Annotated in this window: 18 protein-coding genes; all 18 read left to right on the forward strand. The window is 39.0% G+C overall.

Annotated features, from left to right (window positions below; genetic code table 11):
- The first annotated feature begins 185 nt into the window (after window positions 1–185).
- The 18 genes from fsa to upp all read left to right on the forward strand — a co-directional run bounded on the left by fsa (window position 186) and on the right by upp (window position 17,130).
- Window positions 186–839, forward strand: coding sequence for a fructose-6-phosphate aldolase (fsa, locus tag MHH87_RS02685; RefSeq protein ID WP_340747788.1), 654 nt, complete (start codon window positions 186–188; stop codon window positions 837–839).
- Window positions 840–937: 98 nt separating this feature from the next.
- Window positions 938–2,221 carry a UDP-N-acetylglucosamine 1-carboxyvinyltransferase gene (locus MHH87_RS02690; protein WP_340747789.1) on the forward strand — a complete coding sequence of 428 codons (1,284 nt, stop codon included), beginning with the start codon at window positions 938–940 and terminating at the stop codon, window positions 2,219–2,221.
- Between the two features lie 156 nt (window positions 2,222–2,377).
- A complete protein-coding gene (gene glpX / locus MHH87_RS02695; protein ID WP_340747790.1) occupies window positions 2,378–3,340 on the forward strand; it encodes a class II fructose-bisphosphatase in 963 nt (320 codons plus the stop codon).
- A 121-nt stretch (window positions 3,341–3,461) separates the two neighbouring features.
- Window positions 3,462–4,745: a transcription termination factor Rho gene (gene rho / locus MHH87_RS02700; protein WP_340747791.1), complete on the forward strand. Its 1,284-nt coding sequence runs from the start codon at window positions 3,462–3,464 to the stop codon at window positions 4,743–4,745.
- A gap of 365 nt (window positions 4,746–5,110) precedes the next feature.
- Window positions 5,111–5,623, forward strand: a complete 513-nt coding sequence (locus MHH87_RS02705) for a DUF2165 family protein (protein ID WP_340747792.1) — start codon at window positions 5,111–5,113, stop codon at window positions 5,621–5,623.
- Between the two features lie 143 nt (window positions 5,624–5,766).
- Complete coding sequence (gene rpmE / locus MHH87_RS02710) at window positions 5,767–5,970, forward strand: 50S ribosomal protein L31 (RefSeq protein WP_340747793.1); 204 nt, start codon at window positions 5,767–5,769, stop codon at window positions 5,968–5,970.
- 172 nt (window positions 5,971–6,142) lie between these two features.
- Window positions 6,143–6,715, forward strand: a complete 573-nt coding sequence (locus MHH87_RS02715; protein ID WP_340747794.1) for a thymidine kinase — start codon at window positions 6,143–6,145, stop codon at window positions 6,713–6,715.
- A gap of 277 nt (window positions 6,716–6,992) precedes the next feature.
- Entirely contained in the window at window positions 6,993–8,063 is a 1,071-nt protein-coding gene (prfA, locus tag MHH87_RS02720) for a peptide chain release factor 1 (RefSeq protein WP_340747795.1), read from the forward strand.
- Window positions 8,063–8,920, forward strand: coding sequence for a peptide chain release factor N(5)-glutamine methyltransferase (gene prmC, locus MHH87_RS02725; RefSeq protein ID WP_340747796.1), 858 nt, complete (start codon window positions 8,063–8,065; stop codon window positions 8,918–8,920). The genes prfA and prmC overlap by 1 nt, the downstream gene beginning before the upstream one ends.
- A gap of 45 nt (window positions 8,921–8,965) precedes the next feature.
- Window positions 8,966–9,517 (forward strand): stage II sporulation protein R, encoded by a 552-nt coding sequence (locus MHH87_RS02730; RefSeq protein ID WP_340747797.1) that lies wholly within the window; start codon window positions 8,966–8,968, stop codon window positions 9,515–9,517.
- 101 nt (window positions 9,518–9,618) lie between these two features.
- Entirely contained in the window at window positions 9,619–10,650 is a 1,032-nt protein-coding gene (locus MHH87_RS02735) for an L-threonylcarbamoyladenylate synthase (protein WP_340747798.1), read from the forward strand.
- A gap of 139 nt (window positions 10,651–10,789) precedes the next feature.
- Complete coding sequence (locus MHH87_RS02740; RefSeq protein ID WP_340747799.1) at window positions 10,790–11,281, forward strand: manganese efflux pump; 492 nt, start codon at window positions 10,790–10,792, stop codon at window positions 11,279–11,281.
- Window positions 11,282–11,318: 37 nt separating this feature from the next.
- Complete coding sequence (locus MHH87_RS02745; RefSeq protein ID WP_340747800.1) at window positions 11,319–11,762, forward strand: low molecular weight protein arginine phosphatase; 444 nt, start codon at window positions 11,319–11,321, stop codon at window positions 11,760–11,762.
- A gap of 6 nt (window positions 11,763–11,768) precedes the next feature.
- Window positions 11,769–13,061: a methyl-accepting chemotaxis protein gene (locus tag MHH87_RS02750; RefSeq protein WP_340747801.1), complete on the forward strand. Its 1,293-nt coding sequence runs from the start codon at window positions 11,769–11,771 to the stop codon at window positions 13,059–13,061.
- Between the two features lie 687 nt (window positions 13,062–13,748).
- Entirely contained in the window at window positions 13,749–14,186 is a 438-nt protein-coding gene (gene rpiB / locus MHH87_RS02755) for a ribose 5-phosphate isomerase B (RefSeq protein ID WP_340747802.1), read from the forward strand.
- A 6-nt stretch (window positions 14,187–14,192) separates the two neighbouring features.
- Window positions 14,193–14,750, forward strand: coding sequence for a TIGR01440 family protein (locus MHH87_RS02760; protein WP_340747803.1), 558 nt, complete (start codon window positions 14,193–14,195; stop codon window positions 14,748–14,750).
- Between the two features lie 50 nt (window positions 14,751–14,800).
- On the forward strand, window positions 14,801–16,042 hold the full coding sequence (gene glyA / locus MHH87_RS02765) for a serine hydroxymethyltransferase (RefSeq protein ID WP_340747804.1): 1,242 nt from the start codon (window positions 14,801–14,803) through the stop codon (window positions 16,040–16,042).
- Window positions 16,043–16,500: 458 nt separating this feature from the next.
- Window positions 16,501–17,130: a uracil phosphoribosyltransferase gene (gene upp, locus MHH87_RS02770; protein WP_340747805.1), complete on the forward strand. Its 630-nt coding sequence runs from the start codon at window positions 16,501–16,503 to the stop codon at window positions 17,128–17,130.
- The last annotated feature ends 21 nt before the right edge of the window (window positions 17,131–17,151 follow it).

Consider the following 17,151-nt stretch of genomic DNA (forward strand, 5'->3'; position numbering starts at 1 on the left):
CAAATAATTGATTGCAAGAGAAGTGTCCGATATTCACCGGCCTTCTCGTAGTGGATAGAAAAGTAGAAGTTTCTAAAGTAATCCACATAAGAAAAGACAACATCTCGCCCTATTTTTCGGGCGAGATGTGTTTTTCTAACTTTTTGGCAAGTAAACACGCTTAGGCGTCAGGAGGATAATTTATAATGAAATTTTTTATCGATACAGCTAATTTTGAAGAAATCCAAGAAGCATACTCATGGGGGATTTTATCTGGCGTTACAACAAATCCATCTTTAGTAGCAAAAGAACAAAATGTTTCTTTTCACGATCGCTTACGTCAAATCGCAGAATTAGTAGACGGTTCTGTAAGTGGCGAGGTTATTTCGCTTGATGCTGAAGGTATGATCAAAGAAGGTATAGAACTTGCAGCAATTCACCCAAACATTACGGTAAAGCTACCAATGACGCCAGAAGGTTTAAAAGCATGTAAATTCTTTTCAGAAAAAGGAATTAAAACGAATGTAACGCTTATTTTTAGTGCAAACCAAGCATTAATGGCAGCTCGTGCTGGTGCAAGTTATGTTTCACCATTTCTTGGGCGTTTAGACGATATTGGCCAAAATGGTGTGGAGTTAATTTCAACAATTGCTGATATTTTCACAATCCACGATATAAAAACAGAAATTATTGCAGCGTCAATCCGTCACCCACAACATATTACAGAGGCGGCATTAGCAGGTGCACATATTTCAACAACACCATTTAAAGTATTAAAGCAATTATTCCACCATCCATTAACAGACAAAGGAATTGAAGGATTTTTAGCGGATTGGTCTAAGCGAGAAGGGAAATACTAAATACAAGCAAATACACCAAGGCAAAAAGTTTATTAGATGTGCATAAATTTGCCCGCTTAATAAATTTGAAACTTTCCAATCATGAGGGAGAACGCATAATGGATGTTTATAAAATTACAGGCGAACGACGTCTAAAAGGTACAGTAAAAGTCAGTGGTGCAAAAAATAGTGCAGTCGCTTTAATTCCAGCATCGATATTAGCAGATTCTTCCGTCACTATTGGAGGGATACCAGAAATTTCAGATGCATGGACACTAAAGGCACTGCTCGAGGAAATTGGCGGTGAGGTCACTTTTGAAAACGGGAGAATGAAAATTGACCCAAGTAAAATGATGGCCATGCCACTACCGAATGGCAATGTAAAAAAATTACGTGCTTCATATTATTTAATGGGTGCAATGCTAGGCCGCTTTAAGCAAGCGGTTATCGGTTTACCGGGTGGATGCTTCCTAGGTCCACGTCCAATCGATCAGCACATTAAAGGCTTTGAGGCATTAGGTGCCAAAGTAACGAATGAGCACGGGGCGATTTATTTACGTGCGGATGAATTAATCGGTGCGAAAATTTATCTTGATGTAGCAAGCGTTGGTGCGACGATTAATATTATGCTAGCAGCTGTTCGTGCAAAAGGACGTACGGTCATTGAAAATGCAGCAAAAGAACCAGAAATTATTGATGTAGCAACACTGTTAGCGAATATGGGTGCAAAAATCAAAGGGGCAGGTACGAGCGTTATTCGTATTGACGGTGTGGATGAACTACATGGGACGAAGCATACAATTATTCCAGACCGTATTGAAGCTGCAACATTTATGATTATGGCTGCCGCAATTGGTGATGGTGTGCTCATTGATAATGTTATTCCGCTACATTTAGAAGCAGTAACAGCGAAGCTACGTGAAATGGGTGTAATAGTAGAGGAAGATGAAGAAAGTATTTTCATTCCAAAACAAGGTGCACTACAAGCAGTAGATGTGAAAACACTAGTATACCCCGGCATCCCTACAGATGTGCAGCAACCAATTTCGGTGTTAATGACGCAAGCAACAGGTACTTCAAAGGTAACAGATACAATCTATTCTGCTCGCTTTAAGCATATTGATGAATTGCGCCGTATGAGTGCTAATGCACGTGTAGAAGGCAATACAGCCATTATTAAAGGACCGTCAAAGCTAGAAGGATCTACAGTAACGGCAAGTGATCTACGAGCTGGTGCTGCGCTTGTATTAGCAGGATTACTCGCTAAAGGTGAAACAGAAATCCACGATATTTACCACATTGAACGTGGCTATAGTGCATTAATAGAAAAGCTTTGTGCGTTAGGTGCAAATATTCGTAGAGAAAAGATTGTAACGAGTGCCAAAGAACGTGCAGAATATTAATATTTACATCTACATGTAAGTGAATGATAAATAAAGTATGCTACAATAAAAATAAATTTAGTGTTACTGATCATCAGTACTGTGAATGTTCAAAGACATTTACTTGACTGATGTTGTAAGTTTCGGCTTTAACCGATAACAGGAGGCAAATGAATAATGGAACGTAGTTTATCAATGGAAGTAGTACGCGTAACAGAAGCAGCGGCAATTGCATCTGCAAAATGGATGGGTCGAGGACTTAAAAATGAAGCAGATGACGCAGCAACAACAGCTATGCGTATTATGTTCGATACAATTCCAATGCACGCAACAGTAGTAATTGGTGAAGGTGAAATGGACGAAGCGCCGATGCTTTATATCGGAGAAGAGTTAGGGTTACGTAATGGTGGACCAGAAGTGGACATCGCAGTAGATCCACTTGAAGGAACAAATATCGTAGCAAAAGGAACAAACGGTGCCATGACAGTACTTGCCATTGCAGACCGCGGTAACCTTTTAAATGCACCAGATATGTATATGGACAAAATTGCAGTAGGTCCAGAAGCAGCTGGTAAAGTCGATATTAATGCATCTGTTACGTATAATCTATTACAAGTAGCAAAAGCGAAAAACAAGGACATTTCAGACGTAGTGGCCGTCTTATTAGATCGCCCACGTCACCAAGCCATTGTTGATGAGATCCGTGATGCTGGTGCGCGTATTAAGTTCATCCAAGACGGAGATGTAGGTGCTGCTATTAACACAGCATTTGACGAAACAGGTGTCGACATTATGTTCGGTATGGGCGGCGCTCCAGAAGGCGTCATCGCAGCGGTTGCATTAAAATGTTTAGGCGGCGACTTCCAAGCAAAATTAGTTCCAGAAGATGAAGAGCAGCTAGAGCGATGCAAAAAAATGGGGATTGATGTAGACAGAGTTCTTTATATGCATGATTTAGTTAAAGGGGACGATGCAATTTTTGCAGCGACTGCTGTAACAGATTCGGAGCTTTTAAAAGGTGTTCAATATAAAGGTTCTTATGCATTAACGCACTCTGTAGTAATGCGCGCAAAAACAGGTACGGTTCGTTTCATCGAAGGCCGTCATAGTATTGAAAAAAAACCAACTTACGTTAAATAACTTCTAACATACTGATGCCCGGTGATTCGCCGGGCATCTTCTACTAAAAATTTCTCTGAAAAGAAACCCTACGATAAGAAAATCCTAAATAACAAAATAAAATATAGACTGGAGTCATAAGATGGCAGCATTAACAATTGCTCAATTAGAAAATATGACGTTAAAAGAATTATATGCTCTTGCACGTGATTACAAAATTTCTTATTATAGCAAGCTAACAAAAAAAGAATTGATTTTTGCGATTTTAAAAACGCGCTCGGAACAAGAAGGATTCTTCTTTATGGAAGGTGTTCTTGAAATCGTTTCACAGGAAGGTTTTGGCTTCTTACGCCCAATTAACTACTCGCCTTCTAAAGAAGATATTTACATTTCAGCATCACAAATTCGTCGTTTCGATTTACGTAACGGGGATAAAGTATCAGGAAAAGTACGCCCCCCGAAAGAAAATGAGCGTTACTACGGACTACTTCAAGTTGACGCTGTAAACGGAGAAGATCCTGAAGTGGCAAAAGAACGCGTGCACTTCCCAGGCCTAACACCACTTTATCCGGATCGTCAAATTAAACTAGAAACAGAATCTAATAAATTATCAACACGTATTATGGATTTAGTCGCGCCAGTAGGTTTTGGTCAGCGTGGCCTAATCGTTGCACCACCAAAAGCGGGAAAAACGTCTTTACTAAAAGAAATTGCGAACTCCATTACAACAAATTATCCGGAAGCAGAGTTAATTGTCTTATTAATTGATGAGCGTCCAGAAGAAGTAACGGATATCGAGCGTTCTGTCAAAGCGGATGTGGTCTCTTCAACATTTGATGAAGTACCAGAAAACCACGTAAAAGTGGCGGAAATTGTATTGGAACGCGCACGCCGTTTAGTTGAGCATAAACGTGACGTAATTATTTTAATGGATTCAATTACACGTCTTGCGCGTGCTTATAACTTAGTCATTCCTCCAAGTGGTCGTACACTTTCAGGTGGTATTGACCCAGCCGCATTCCACCGTCCAAAACGCTTCTTCGGTTCTGCGCGTAATATTGAAGAGGGCGGAAGCTTAACAATTTTAGCGACAGCTTTAGTTGATACTGGCTCACGTATGGATGAAGTCATTTACGAGGAATTCAAAGGAACAGGTAACTTAGAGCTTCACCTAGATCGTCACTTAGCAGAACGCCGTGTGTTCCCAGCGCTTGATGTTCGTCGCTCAGGTACGCGTAAAGAAGAGTTACTTCTTGAAAAAGATCAGCTTGAAAAACTATGGGCTATCCGTAAAACATTTAGTGATTCACATGATTTCTCTGAGAAGTTATTACGCAAATTGCGCACAACAAAATCAAACGAAGAATTTTTCGAAAAGCTAAATGAAGATATGAAAAAGGCGACAAAAGGTAAAGGCTTGCTATAATTAGTTGTTTTATAACGCATAAAAGCGATTTCGCTTTTATGCGTTTTTTTTTGGTCTTTACCAAAACATGTCCTTTACTTTAAAAGAAAGTGTACTACTTTATAGGCACATGGAACGGAAGGCGACCACCTGGAGTGGAATGTGCTGTCAAGTTCAAATTTTGGTGTAGAGCCTTTTTTTGAAAAAAACTTTTATTTCACGAATTGCTTATGTTAATTTGGTTTGCACCGTCATATTGTGTAAAAAGAAGTATTTTGTCGATTTGATAAAACCGAGGAGGAAATTAGTGTAAGAAAAGATTGAATTCTTTGTTTGATGGATCCCGTATCGAGTGTGATTTTGAAAAATAAAAGGAGGCACTGTAATTGGATAATGCGAATTTAGCGTTACGAATACTCAAAATTTTTGTTTTATTCGCAGCAGCTTTATTTGGATTCTTCGTATTTTTAGGAAACATATTGGATTATGATTCAAATTATCAATTTGTCCGACATGTACTAAGTATGGATACGACTTTTGAAGGCAATAATTTAATGTGGCGTGCTATTGAAAGTAGCGATATGCACACATTTGCCTATTGGCTACTCATAATAGCAGAATGCGTATTTAGTATTTTAGGATTTATCGGCGTATGTAAAATGGTGAAAGCATTAAAAGCACCAGCAAAGCAGTTTAATAGGGCAAAGGCATTTGGCTATTATACGTTTATTATAGGTGTAACTATTTGGTTCATCGGTTTTATCGTGATTGGTAGCGAGTGGTTTGCGATGTGGCAGTCTTCAATTTGGAACGGTAAGCAAACCGCGATGGATATTGTTGGAGTTTGGTGCGGATTCTTCGTACTATTTGCACTACGAGATGGTGAATTAGAAGATTAACTAGTTGCATTATTATTGGGTGATATGATAAAATAACTTTCGTATGTAACGTGTACATATGTAGCCGACATATTCGGGCTATGTAAGGTACAGTTCGAAAATACTCTGTTCCAGATGGTTCAGGGCGAGAGGAGAAAACGAATATGAAACAAGGTATCCACCCAGATTACAAAGTAGCATCAGTTACTTGTTCTTGCGGGAATTCATTCCAAACTGGTTCTGTAAAAGAAACAATCAACATCGAGTTCTGTAACGAATGTCACCCATTCTACACAGGCCGTCAAAAATTCGCGTCTGCTGATGGACGTGTTGACCGTTTCAACAAAAAATACGGTATCAACAAATAATTTTCAAAAAAAGTGCCTGCCGGCGATTTCGCTTGGCAGGCATTTTTTTCAGTGGTTAAGAAAGTATAACTTGCTTAACCACTAGGCTATTCTGGAAGGGCAGCCTGAATGCCTAAACCTTTATAGGAAATTTTCTTTTTAGACAAGATAAAAGTTTTGGGAGGTCATCTAAATGGCACAATTATTTTTTAAACATGGCGCAATGAATAGCGGGAAATCAATCGAAATTTTAAAAGTAGCACATAATTATGAAGAGCAAAACAAGGCCGTTCTTATCTTTACATCTGGCATTGATACCCGTGATGAAGTCGGTGTCGTTTCCAGTAGAATTGGTTTACGCCGTGATGCAATTGCCGTTTTTGACGATACAAATTTATTTGAAATGGTCAAAAATCATGAAGAAAAGCTTTTTTGTGTTCTGATAGATGAAGTGCAGTTTTTAGCTAAAGAGCAAGTACAGCAGCTAACGAAAATAGTCGACGAACTTAATATTCCAGTAATGTGCTTTGGACTAAAAAATGACTTCCAAAATGAACTCTTTGAAGGTAGTCGCTATATGCTCATTTATGCTGACAAAATTGAAGAGATGAAAACAATTTGCTGGTTCTGCCATAAAAAAGCGACGATGAATTTACGCGTTGATGAAAACAAAAAACCAGTGTATACAGGTGATCAAATTCAAATTGGGGGGAATGATTCATATTACCCTGTTTGTCGCAAATGCCATAGCAACCCACCGCTATAAGAAAAAGTATTTTTATTAATGTTTTAGTTGAACTTCCTTAGAATAATGAATTCAAGTCATTTTTCTGTTCTTTACCAAAACATGTGCTGTCGTGTACAGATTTTGGTGTAGAGCCCATTTCTCCTACTGAAAACTCTGAGTCAGCATATATAACAACAAATTCCAAACCGAGTTTTTATGGCATAATTGTAGCACGTACGCTACATTTTCTTTATACTAATATAGGTAGAATTATCGTGAAACGTAATTTAAGAAATTTAAAATAGAGGTGATAGACATGTTTGATCGTCTGCAAGCAGTAGAAGACCGATACGAAAGATTAAATGAGTTACTAAGTGACCCTGAAATTGTAAGTGACACAAAGAAATTACGTGAGTATTCAAAAGAACAGTCTGATATTCAAGATATGGTAGACGTATATCGTGAATACAAGCAAGTAAAAGAGCAACTAGCAGATGCACGTGAAATGCTAGAAATCGAAAAAGACCCAGAAATGCATGACATGGTGAAGGAAGAGTTTAACGAATTAAGCGCTCAAATGCCAGATTTAGAAGAACGTCTGCGTATTCTTTTAATTCCAAAAGACCCGAATGATAATAAAAACGTTATTATGGAAATTCGTGGTGCAGCTGGTGGTGACGAGGCGAACATCTTCGCAGGTGACCTATTCCGTATGTATTCACGTTATGCAGAAGTGCAAGGCTGGAAAATGGAAATTATGGAAGCACATCCGAATGCAATGGGTGGCTACAAAGAAGTAATTTGTATGATTAGCGGCCAAGGTGCCTACTCCAAGTTCAAATATGAAAACGGTGCACATCGCGTTCAACGTGTCCCAGCGACAGAGTCACAAGGTCGTATTCATACGTCAACAGCAACAGTTGCCTGCCTTCCAGAGGTAGAAGAGGTAGACGTAGAAATTCACGAAAAAGATATCCGTGTTGATACATTCGCATCATCTGGTGCAGGTGGTCAATCCGTAAATACTACGATGTCAGCTGTACGTATGACCCACTTACCAACAGGCGTTGTCGTATCGATGCAAGATGAGCGTTCTCAGCTGAAAAACCGTGACAAAGCAATAAAAATTCTGCGTGCACGTGTTGCGGATATGTATATGCGTGAAGCGCAAGCAGAAGTTGATGCAACGCGTAAGTCGGCAGTTGGAACAGGCGACCGTTCTGAACGAATTCGTACGTATAACTATCCACAAAACCGAGTAACAGATCACCGAATTGGTTTAACAATTCAAAAACTTGACCAAATTATTGAAGGTAAGCTGGATGAGATTATTGATGCGTTAATTTTAGAAGAGCAAGCATCAAAACTTGCAGGTCTTAACGACTAATGCGTAAAACAATTTTTGAGGCCCTAAATGGGGCTTCTTCTTTTTTAGAGGAAAAAGGTCGCGAAGGTCATGCCGCAAGACTATTGCTACAGCATGTATTAAACACAAATTATTCTGGATTAATGATGCACATGCAGGACCAACTAACCGATGAGCAATACGCTACGTTTACTAAGTATATTGAAGCACATGTGGAAGGGCGTCCGGTTCAGTATATTACAGGGGTGGAGGAGTTTTATGGGCGCATTTTTGAAGTGGATGAGTCAGTCCTAATTCCACGTCCAGAGACAGAAGAACTTATTGTTGGCACAATCGACCGCATGACAAAGCTATTTGGCTCTCGAGCGGCTGTCCAGCTAACAGATATTGGAACAGGTAGCGGTGCAATAGCTGTTACGATGAAATGCGAGTGGCCACAAGCAAGCGTAACTGCAACAGATATATCACAGCAAGCACTAGCAACCGCTGAAAAAAATGCGCAACGCCTGCAAGCACTTATAGAGTTTAAGTTAGGTGATTTAACAGCGCCAATCGCGAATCAAAAATGGGATGTCGTGTTATCCAATCCGCCCTATATTGCCTTTGATGAAGCTTGCGAAATGTCGGATGTGGTATTAGAACACGAACCACATTCTGCATTATTTGCAGAAGAGGACGGGCTTATTTTATACCGCAAGTTAGCGGAGCAACTGCCTTCACTTATGAAACGTCCAGCATTAATTGGTCTAGAAATTGGGTATACACAAGGACAAGCCGTTGCACAAATGTTCCAAACACATTTCCCAAAAGCGCTTGTAGAAATTGTAAAAGACATTAATGGTAAAGACCGAATTATTTTTTGTGAAATATATGAATAAAATAGTTTCTCCTTGCCAACGCTAGTTTGCAAGGGGGAATGAAACATGTTAAACGATTACGAGATTAAAAAACATCCACGTAGTGAATTACTGCGTTCAGTATTTAAATTATTTTTTAGTTTACTAGTATTATATAGTGCTACCTTATTTGTTCCAGCATTGGTATTAGATGTACAATCGCAGCACGAACGGCAAGCCGAGTCACTGAAAATACGTGTAGTTGCCAATAGCTCATCTGAAAGTGATCAACAATTTAAACAACTTGTTGTGGAAAATATCCAAGCTTTTGTCAAAAACAACGTAAATACAGTGCAAAATGATAAGATGTTTGAACAACTACAAACACATTTACAAGAAAAATTTCCGAACGACAGCATTACCATGAAAACTGGGGATAACTTATTACCACCCAAGTTCCAATTTCATACATTTTACCCTCAAAATTTTCACAATTCAGTTATTTTCGTGATAGGTGGAGGGCGCGGTGAAAATTGGTTTTGTTCAGTATTCCCAACGGTTTGTGAACGTTCAGATCAGCAGGAAAAAAGCAAAACTAAATTTCTTATATACGAATGGATAAAGGAAAAATCGGGCTGAAAGTTATGCACATTTTCTGAAAACTTATACACAATCAATTAGGGATTATCAACATAATGTGTATAAAATTGTAAACATCAACAACAGGAAGGGGATATGTTATGAACACAATGCAGTTAACTGTGGATAACGATGTGGATAAAATGGAAAAATATTCACAAGCTGTGGATTTATTGAATAATGGTGAAGTCGTAGCATTCCCAACAGAAACTGTTTATGGATTAGGAGCAGTTGCAACGGATGACGCTGCAGTGAAGAAAATTTTTGCTGCAAAAGGGCGCCCATCTGATAATCCTCTTATTGTTCATATTGGAAACATTGAGGAGCTAGCTCTTTATATAGAAGAAATACCTGAAGTTGCAAAACGATGCATGGATGCTTTTTGGCCAGGACCACTGACGATTGTCATGAAGGCTAAGCAAAACGTGCTAGCACCGAGTGTGACAGCAGGTTTACAAACTGTGGGTATGCGTATGCCAGATCATCCGGTAGCGTTGGAATTATTACGCACGCTGAAAAAACCACTTGCTGCACCGAGCGCAAATCGAAGTGGTAAGCCAAGTCCGACAAAGGCCGCGCATGTAGCGGAAGATTTAGCTGGTGTTATCCCCTGCATATTAGATGGGGGCTCAACTGGAATTGGCTTAGAGTCAACAGTGCTTGATGTAACACTTGAGCAACCTGTCATTTTACGTCCTGGTGGGGTGACAAAGGAAATGCTCGAAGCTGTTATTGGTTTTGTACTAGAGCCAAACTTAGAAGAGCAAAAAATTGAATCTACACCGAAGGCACCAGGTATGAAATACACACACTATGCACCAAATGCCCCTGTATATTTAATTGAGCAGGAGCCACAAATAATAGCGCAAGCCGTGTTACAACTGCAACAAGAAGGGCACCGGGTAGCATTATTAGCACCAACTCCATTCTGTGATCTAAAGGCAAACTTCTTCTTCACATTTGGTGATGAATCAAACGTAGAACAAATGGGAGCAGTACTCTATGATGCACTACGAGCCTGTGATAAAACCGATGCAACAATTATTTTAGCGACGTCAACTGAACTGCAAGGTGTAGGCGTAGCTATTATGAACCGTCTTGAAAAAGCAGCCGGTGGAAAATGGTATAAATAATTTTTTTTGAAATCCTCCAATATTTTTCGGGGGATTTTTAATTATGTAAAAATAGTAAGTAATTGTGCTAGGTAGAAGGATATTCAATTGGTGGCACGCATAAAATGAGTAATAATTTATACAACGAAGGGAACTAAAATTGGAAGAAATAATTACGGGTGTCATAATGGCTTTTGATGTTGTGGCATTATATTTGCTAGTGCCGAAAGTATCTTCAAAGCTTTTACTTGCAATTTGGACAGCCTTTTTACACGCACTCTTTCCATTAATCGGGTTTCAATTTGGCGAATGGCTTACGTTACTTTTCACGGAATGGACAAACATAATTTCCTCCATTTTACTATTTTGTGTTGGGCTTCAATTTTTGTTATCATCTAAAAATAAAGATTTTCCTCCCATACCATTGCCACTTTTAGCTATTTTAGCAAGCTTTGACACCTTTTCAGTTAGTCTTTCTTTTGGTATGCTGAGTTTACAAAAAAATTTATTTATTTTAAGTGCAGGTGTGGGGACTTTTTTATTTTCTTATGCTGCACTAGTCATTGCAGAAAGAACGCATGTAATTCAAGGCTATTTTTTTAAATGGGTTGCAGGTATAACACTAATTACAATTAGTATTATATCTATTTGATACACTATTACATGATATGAAGAAAAGAGAGGGCTATATGAATATTTATTTTGTGTGCACAGGAAATACTTGTAGAAGTCCAATGGCTGCGGCTATATTAAAAAATAAAAATATTCCGGATAGCGAAGTTCGTTCAGCGGGGATCTATGCGCTAGAGGGAGGAGAAATGTCGGAAAACTCACGTGCGGTGCTACTGCAGGAGAATATCCCTTATGATCATTTATCACGCCAAGTAAATGCGGCTGATATTGAATGGGCCGATTTGATTTTGACGATGACTTTAGCGCATAAGGAAATGATTATCCGTGCCTATCCTGAAGCAAAGCCTAGAACCTATACATTAAAGGAATACACCGCGCCTTATAGTTCACAAGATGTATTTGATCCGTTTGGTGGAGATCTTAATACATATAAGCAAACCTATCAAGAACTGAAGCGTTTAATAGATGAACTTGAAACGAAAATTACCGAGGGGGTATAACAGGCCATGAATTCTCAAAAAAAATCGTTTAACTTACGAAATAAATTAGTATTATTTGTTGGAGTTTTAGCACTTGTTACATATACAACTAGTTTTGTGTGCATCGAATTTATTCAACCAATGTTCTTTGAGACGGTAGACCGTAAATTATTCGAGTTGATTACATATGGCCTTGGGATTTTTTGGTCCGGATTGTTAGCAGGAATTTTCAGCATTATTATTGTACGTCCATTACAGCGTTTAGAGGAAACGGCAACACGTGTGGCAGAGGGGAAAATTGGGAAAGACGTGGAAATGCCAAGAACGCATGACGAAATTCGTTCCGTTGCAATAGCGTTTCAGTTAATGGTGACCAACTTGCGTAAAATGGTAGATAGCATTGAGGATAATTTCAAAACGACAAATGCTACAGTTATAGAGCTTTCAGATCAAACGGGATCTGCTGCGAAAAAAGCGGATCAAATTGCGCATAATGTGGGCCATATTTCTTCAGGTGCGGAGGCGTCCGCAATAGCTGTCCAAGAAACAGCAGAGGCGATTGAAGATGTACGCGAGCTTGCTTCTGAAGTAAATGAAAAAGCAGTCAATTCAGCAGCAAAATCAAAGGTCATTATTAGCAATTTATTGAACACAACAGGTGCAATTCAAAGTTTAGTTGATAGCATCCGTCAAATTGCGGACGGTAATGAAACAGCACTGGAAAATATTCATGAACTAGAGAAAAATGCACAGCAGGTTGAGCGCATTATTAGTCTTGTTGGTGATATTGCTGCGCAAACGAATTTACTTGCATTAAATGCATCCATTGAAGCCGCACGTGCAGGCGAGCATGGCAAGGGATTTGCGGTTGTAGCAGAAGAAGTGCGCGGCTTGGCAGATGAGAGTGCAAAGGCAGTACAAGGCATTACAACATTAATTCAAACAATGCAAAATAACGTAGAACTTGTTGTGAGACAAATGAATGAGCAGGTGGCATTCGCTGTTAAGGAGTCAACGCGTGTATCAGAAACGACGTCCGCTGTAGAGGGTATGTCAAAAAGTGTTTATGAAATGGCAGATGACGTTATTGGTATTTCGAAGCTTATAGAAAAACAAATGCATAATATTGAGAAGACTGCCCGCCAGTCACAAGAGGTTGCAGCGATTGCAGAGCAAACATCTGCAAGTGCTCAAGAAGTTCGTAGTGCAACAGAGGAGCAAGCATTCGCAATTGAAAAAGTAGAAAATTTATCGCTAGATTTAAAACGTCAATCTGAAGATTTATATAAAGTGATACAACAATTTGATCGCTCAAAATAATGTGGGTTACTATTTAGTAGCGTTATATAAGTGGATTTAGCTAAAATGAACCAAAGGATACAAAGAGCAAGTATTCCCGTATTTATTATCGTTAAAGAAAATAATTAAGAATGCCCTCGAATTAACAGAAGGCATTCTTTTTTTGCGATTAAGAAAGTATAACGTACTTAATCACGAGAGCATATCGTGTTAATTAGGGGCGAATGGTGTCTCTTCAACGTTTCATTAATTCGTTACTTCGAATAAATATGAATTATATTCAAGGATACTTGAATTTTCAGTATAATTAGAATAATATATAATTAGTTACTAGTACATAAATCGTTTTCCTTTTGAGCTACCAAAGAAATAGAAGATTTTCGACATATAAAAACTCAATAAAAAAAGCAACTATATTACTCTAAAATACTAATTTTGTACCAAAAACGCACTGTATTTTTACTATAAAAATAGTGAAAACAGAGTAGTAGTCTGCTTCCTTATTATTATGTTAATATCCGAATTTATCGACATAGTATTCATGAATTCAACATAAAAATCCCCTAAAAAATTAACATTTATATATTTAAATTAAAAATCATTCGTATTTAGAGGGAATGTTTTATTGCTTTGTTGGAAAATGCATGTTTTTCTTGTGAAAGAAATGGTACACTAATGTTGACTATATTTCGAAAAGAGGGAACCTCATTGAACATTGCGATTTCTTCCGATCATGGCGGTAATAATTTACGTAAAGAAATTATGGCGCTATTAGATGAACTAGCTATTAGCTATGAAGATTTTGGTCCACAATCAAATGACTCTGTTGACTATCCGGATTATGCAAAGCCTGTATGTGATGGTGTTGCAAGTGGGAAATTTAACCGTGGGATTTTAATTTGTGGAACGGGCATTGGTATGTCCATTGCAGCAAACAAAGTGAAAGGCATTCGATGTGCTTTAGTACACGATGTATTTTCGGCAAAAGCAACACGTTGTCACAATGACTCAAATATTTTAGCGATGGGTGAGCGAGTAATCGGCCCAGGACTTGCACGAGAAATTGCTGAAGCGTGGTTAAATACACAATTCGAAGGTGGCCGTCATACGCGCCGCGTTGAAAAAATTACAGAACTAGAAGGGTGATGTGCGTTGACTAACTTACACGATTTGCAGCAGGATTTAGCGCAAGCCTTAAACGAATTCGAGCAACAAGTGAAGTTTGCGCCAAAGCAGTTATTCGTTATCGGCTGTTCCACATCTGAAGTGATCGGTGCTAAAATTGGCACTTCGGGTGCAATGGATGTGGCGGAAGTAATATACGAGGAGTTTGCTAAGTTCGCACAAAAGCATGATCTTTATTTAGTTTTTCAAGGCTGTGAGCATATTAATCGCGCACTTACGATGGAAGCCGCAGCTGCTATACAGTACAATTTAGAGCCTGTCGCAGTTGTTCCAGTACGAACTGCAGGTGGCTCGATGTCAGCATTTGCATTCACACAATTAAAAAATCCGGTAGTCGTGGAAGCAGTTTCCGCGCACATGGGGATTGACATTGGTCAAACATTAATTGGGATGCATTTAAAATTAGTAGCGGTTCCAATCCGCACGTCTGTCAAAATGCTAGGTGAGGCTGTCCTAACAATGGCCACAACTCGTCCGAAATTAATTGGCGGCACGCGCGCTCAATATGAGTTACCAAACAAATAAAAGAGAAGCATCGGGTATTCCGGAGCTAAGTTTAGGGGGATTTAAAGACAATGGCATTTGAAAAATTAGCAGTACAAGACAAGGCAGTTCTAGAAGGCATTTATGCAGAAAAAAAACGTCAACAGGAAAACATCGAATTAATCGCATCAGAAAACTTCGTGTCAGAAGCAGTAATGGAAGCTCAAGGCTCAGTTCTTACTAACAAATACGCTGAAGGTTACCCAGGTAAACGTTACTATGGCGGCTGTGAACACGTTGACGTAGTAGAAGATATCGCACGCGACCGCGTAAAAGAAATCTTCGGCGCTGAATATGCGAACGTACAACCACACTCAGGTGCACAAGCAAACATGGCGGTATATCACACGATTTTAGAGCCAGGTGACACAGTTCTTGGAATGAACCTTTCTCACGGTGGTCACTTAACACACGGTTCTCCTGTAAACTTCTCTGGTATCCTATATAATTTCGTAGAGTACGGTGTAACAGAAGATACGCATGTGATCGATTATGAAGATGTACGCGCGAAAGCATTAGCAAACAAACCAAAACTTATTGTTGCGGGTGCTTCTGCATACCCACGTGCAATTGACTTCGCAAAATTCCGTGAAATCGCGGATGAAGTAGGCGCATATTTCATGGTAGACATGGCGCACATCGCAGGTTTAGTAGCTGCTGGCGAACACCAATCTCCAGTACCTTACGCTGACTTTGTAACGTCAACTACACATAAAACATTACGCGGTCCTCGTGGTGGTTTAATTCTTGCTTCAAAAGAATGGGAGCAAAAACTAAACAAATCAGTATTCCCAGGTATTCAAGGTGGCCCTTTAATGCACGTAATTGCTGCTAAAGCAGTAGCATTTGGCGAAGCATTACAACCAGAATTCAAAGACTATATTAAACAAGTTAAAGTTAACGCGATTACTTTAGCTGAAACGTTAATAGCTGAAGGCGTTGAAATCGTATCAGGTGGTACGGATAATCACTTAGTATTATTAAACGTAAAATCTTTAGGGTTAACAGGTAAAGTAGCTGAACATGCACTTGATGCAGTAGGAATTACAACAAATAAAAACACAATTCCTTACGATACAGAATCACCATTTGTGACATCGGGTATTCGTATTGGTACACCTGCAGTAACTTCTCGTGGATTCAAAGAAGAAGACATGAAAGAAGTTGGCTTAATTATCGCTGCAGTTCTTAAAAACCCAGAAGACGAAGCAACAAAAGCAGATGCAAAAGCTCGTGTAGCAGCATTAGCTGACAAGCACCCACTATACGCGTAATGTACTGAAAGAGGATACCTTTGCTTATTGCAAAAGTATCCTCTTTTTTTGAAAGTACTCTTTAGAAAATAGAGCTCCCCGACAATATCGGTTCTCGCTTTTAACATGATTACAAAAAAGAGCATAGTAGTAGCAAATATCTTTGCTGTATCGTAGTATCGTGCGGAAGTAGGAGACCTAAACTTTTGTGAATGCTGTTTTACTTTCGTGGCAAAAAGTGGACGGCTGTTAACTTGCCAATCCGCTACTTAGGGTCCTACAAGTTGCGGCAAGAGCGGAGGCTACTACATCAATTGTTCAAATTAAGGTCAAGCACATGTTTTGATAAAGAGCCGAACGTTGCGCATAGAAAAGTTTACAAAAGCAACACAAGAATAAAGTCACTAATTAAAAACTTTTGAGGGACGTTCTTTTCTGTTATACTAACTTAGATTAAAAACAGTTAGGAGATGTCTACATTGAGCAAAGTATACGTATTCGATCACCCATTAATTCAACATAAGTTAACTTATATTCGTGATAAAAGTACGGGAACAAAAGAATTCCGTGAGCTAGTAGATGAAGTAGCGACATTAATGGCATTTGAAATTACTCGTGATTTACCATTAGAAGAAATTGAGGTTCAAACACCTGTAACTACAGCAAAAACTAAAGTATTATTAGGTAAGAAAATTGCAATTGTCCCAATTTTACGTGCAGGTATCGGCATGGTTGATGGCATTTTAAAATTAATTCCAGCAGCTAAAGTTGGCCACATTGGTCTTTACCGTGATCCAGAAACGTTAAAACCAGTAGAATATTATGCAAAACTTCCTGCTGATGTAGAAGAGCGCGATTTCATCATTGTTGACCCTATGCTTGCAACAGGCGGTTCAGCAGTGGAAGCGATTAACTCACTTAAAAAACGCGGCGCAAAAAACATTAAATTTATGTGCTTAATTGCTGCTCCAGAAGGCGTTAAAGTAATTCAAGAACTACACCCAGATGTAGATATTTACATTGCAGCACTTGATGAAAAGTTAAACGACCACGGTTACATCGTGCCTGGACTAGGCGACGCTGGAGACCGACTATTTGGTACAAAATAAAAATATCATGCGTCCTTTTAG

Source organism: Solibacillus sp. FSL H8-0538 (genome assembly GCF_038003525.1).
Taxonomy (GTDB): Bacteria; Bacillota; Bacilli; order Bacillales_A; family Planococcaceae; genus JBBOPI01.

Coding starts and splice junctions, on each gene's coding strand:
- fsa (WP_340747788.1), top strand. CDS start 186: ATGAAATTTTTTATCGATACAGCTAATTTTGAAGAAATCCAAGAAGCA.
- MHH87_RS02690 (WP_340747789.1), top strand. CDS start 938: ATGGATGTTTATAAAATTACAGGCGAACGACGTCTAAAAGGTACAGTA.
- glpX (WP_340747790.1), top strand. CDS start 2,378: ATGGAACGTAGTTTATCAATGGAAGTAGTACGCGTAACAGAAGCAGCG.
- rho (WP_340747791.1), top strand. CDS start 3,462: ATGGCAGCATTAACAATTGCTCAATTAGAAAATATGACGTTAAAAGAA.
- rpmE (WP_340747793.1), top strand. CDS start 5,767: ATGAAACAAGGTATCCACCCAGATTACAAAGTAGCATCAGTTACTTGT.
- MHH87_RS02715 (WP_340747794.1), top strand. CDS start 6,143: ATGGCACAATTATTTTTTAAACATGGCGCAATGAATAGCGGGAAATCA.
- prfA (WP_340747795.1), top strand. CDS start 6,993: ATGTTTGATCGTCTGCAAGCAGTAGAAGACCGATACGAAAGATTAAAT.
- prmC (WP_340747796.1), top strand. CDS start 8,063: ATGCGTAAAACAATTTTTGAGGCCCTAAATGGGGCTTCTTCTTTTTTA.
- MHH87_RS02730 (WP_340747797.1), top strand. CDS start 8,966: ATGTTAAACGATTACGAGATTAAAAAACATCCACGTAGTGAATTACTG.
- MHH87_RS02735 (WP_340747798.1), top strand. CDS start 9,619: ATGAACACAATGCAGTTAACTGTGGATAACGATGTGGATAAAATGGAA.
- MHH87_RS02745 (WP_340747800.1), top strand. CDS start 11,319: ATGAATATTTATTTTGTGTGCACAGGAAATACTTGTAGAAGTCCAATG.
- MHH87_RS02750 (WP_340747801.1), top strand. CDS start 11,769: ATGAATTCTCAAAAAAAATCGTTTAACTTACGAAATAAATTAGTATTA.
- glyA (WP_340747804.1), top strand. CDS start 14,801: ATGGCATTTGAAAAATTAGCAGTACAAGACAAGGCAGTTCTAGAAGGC.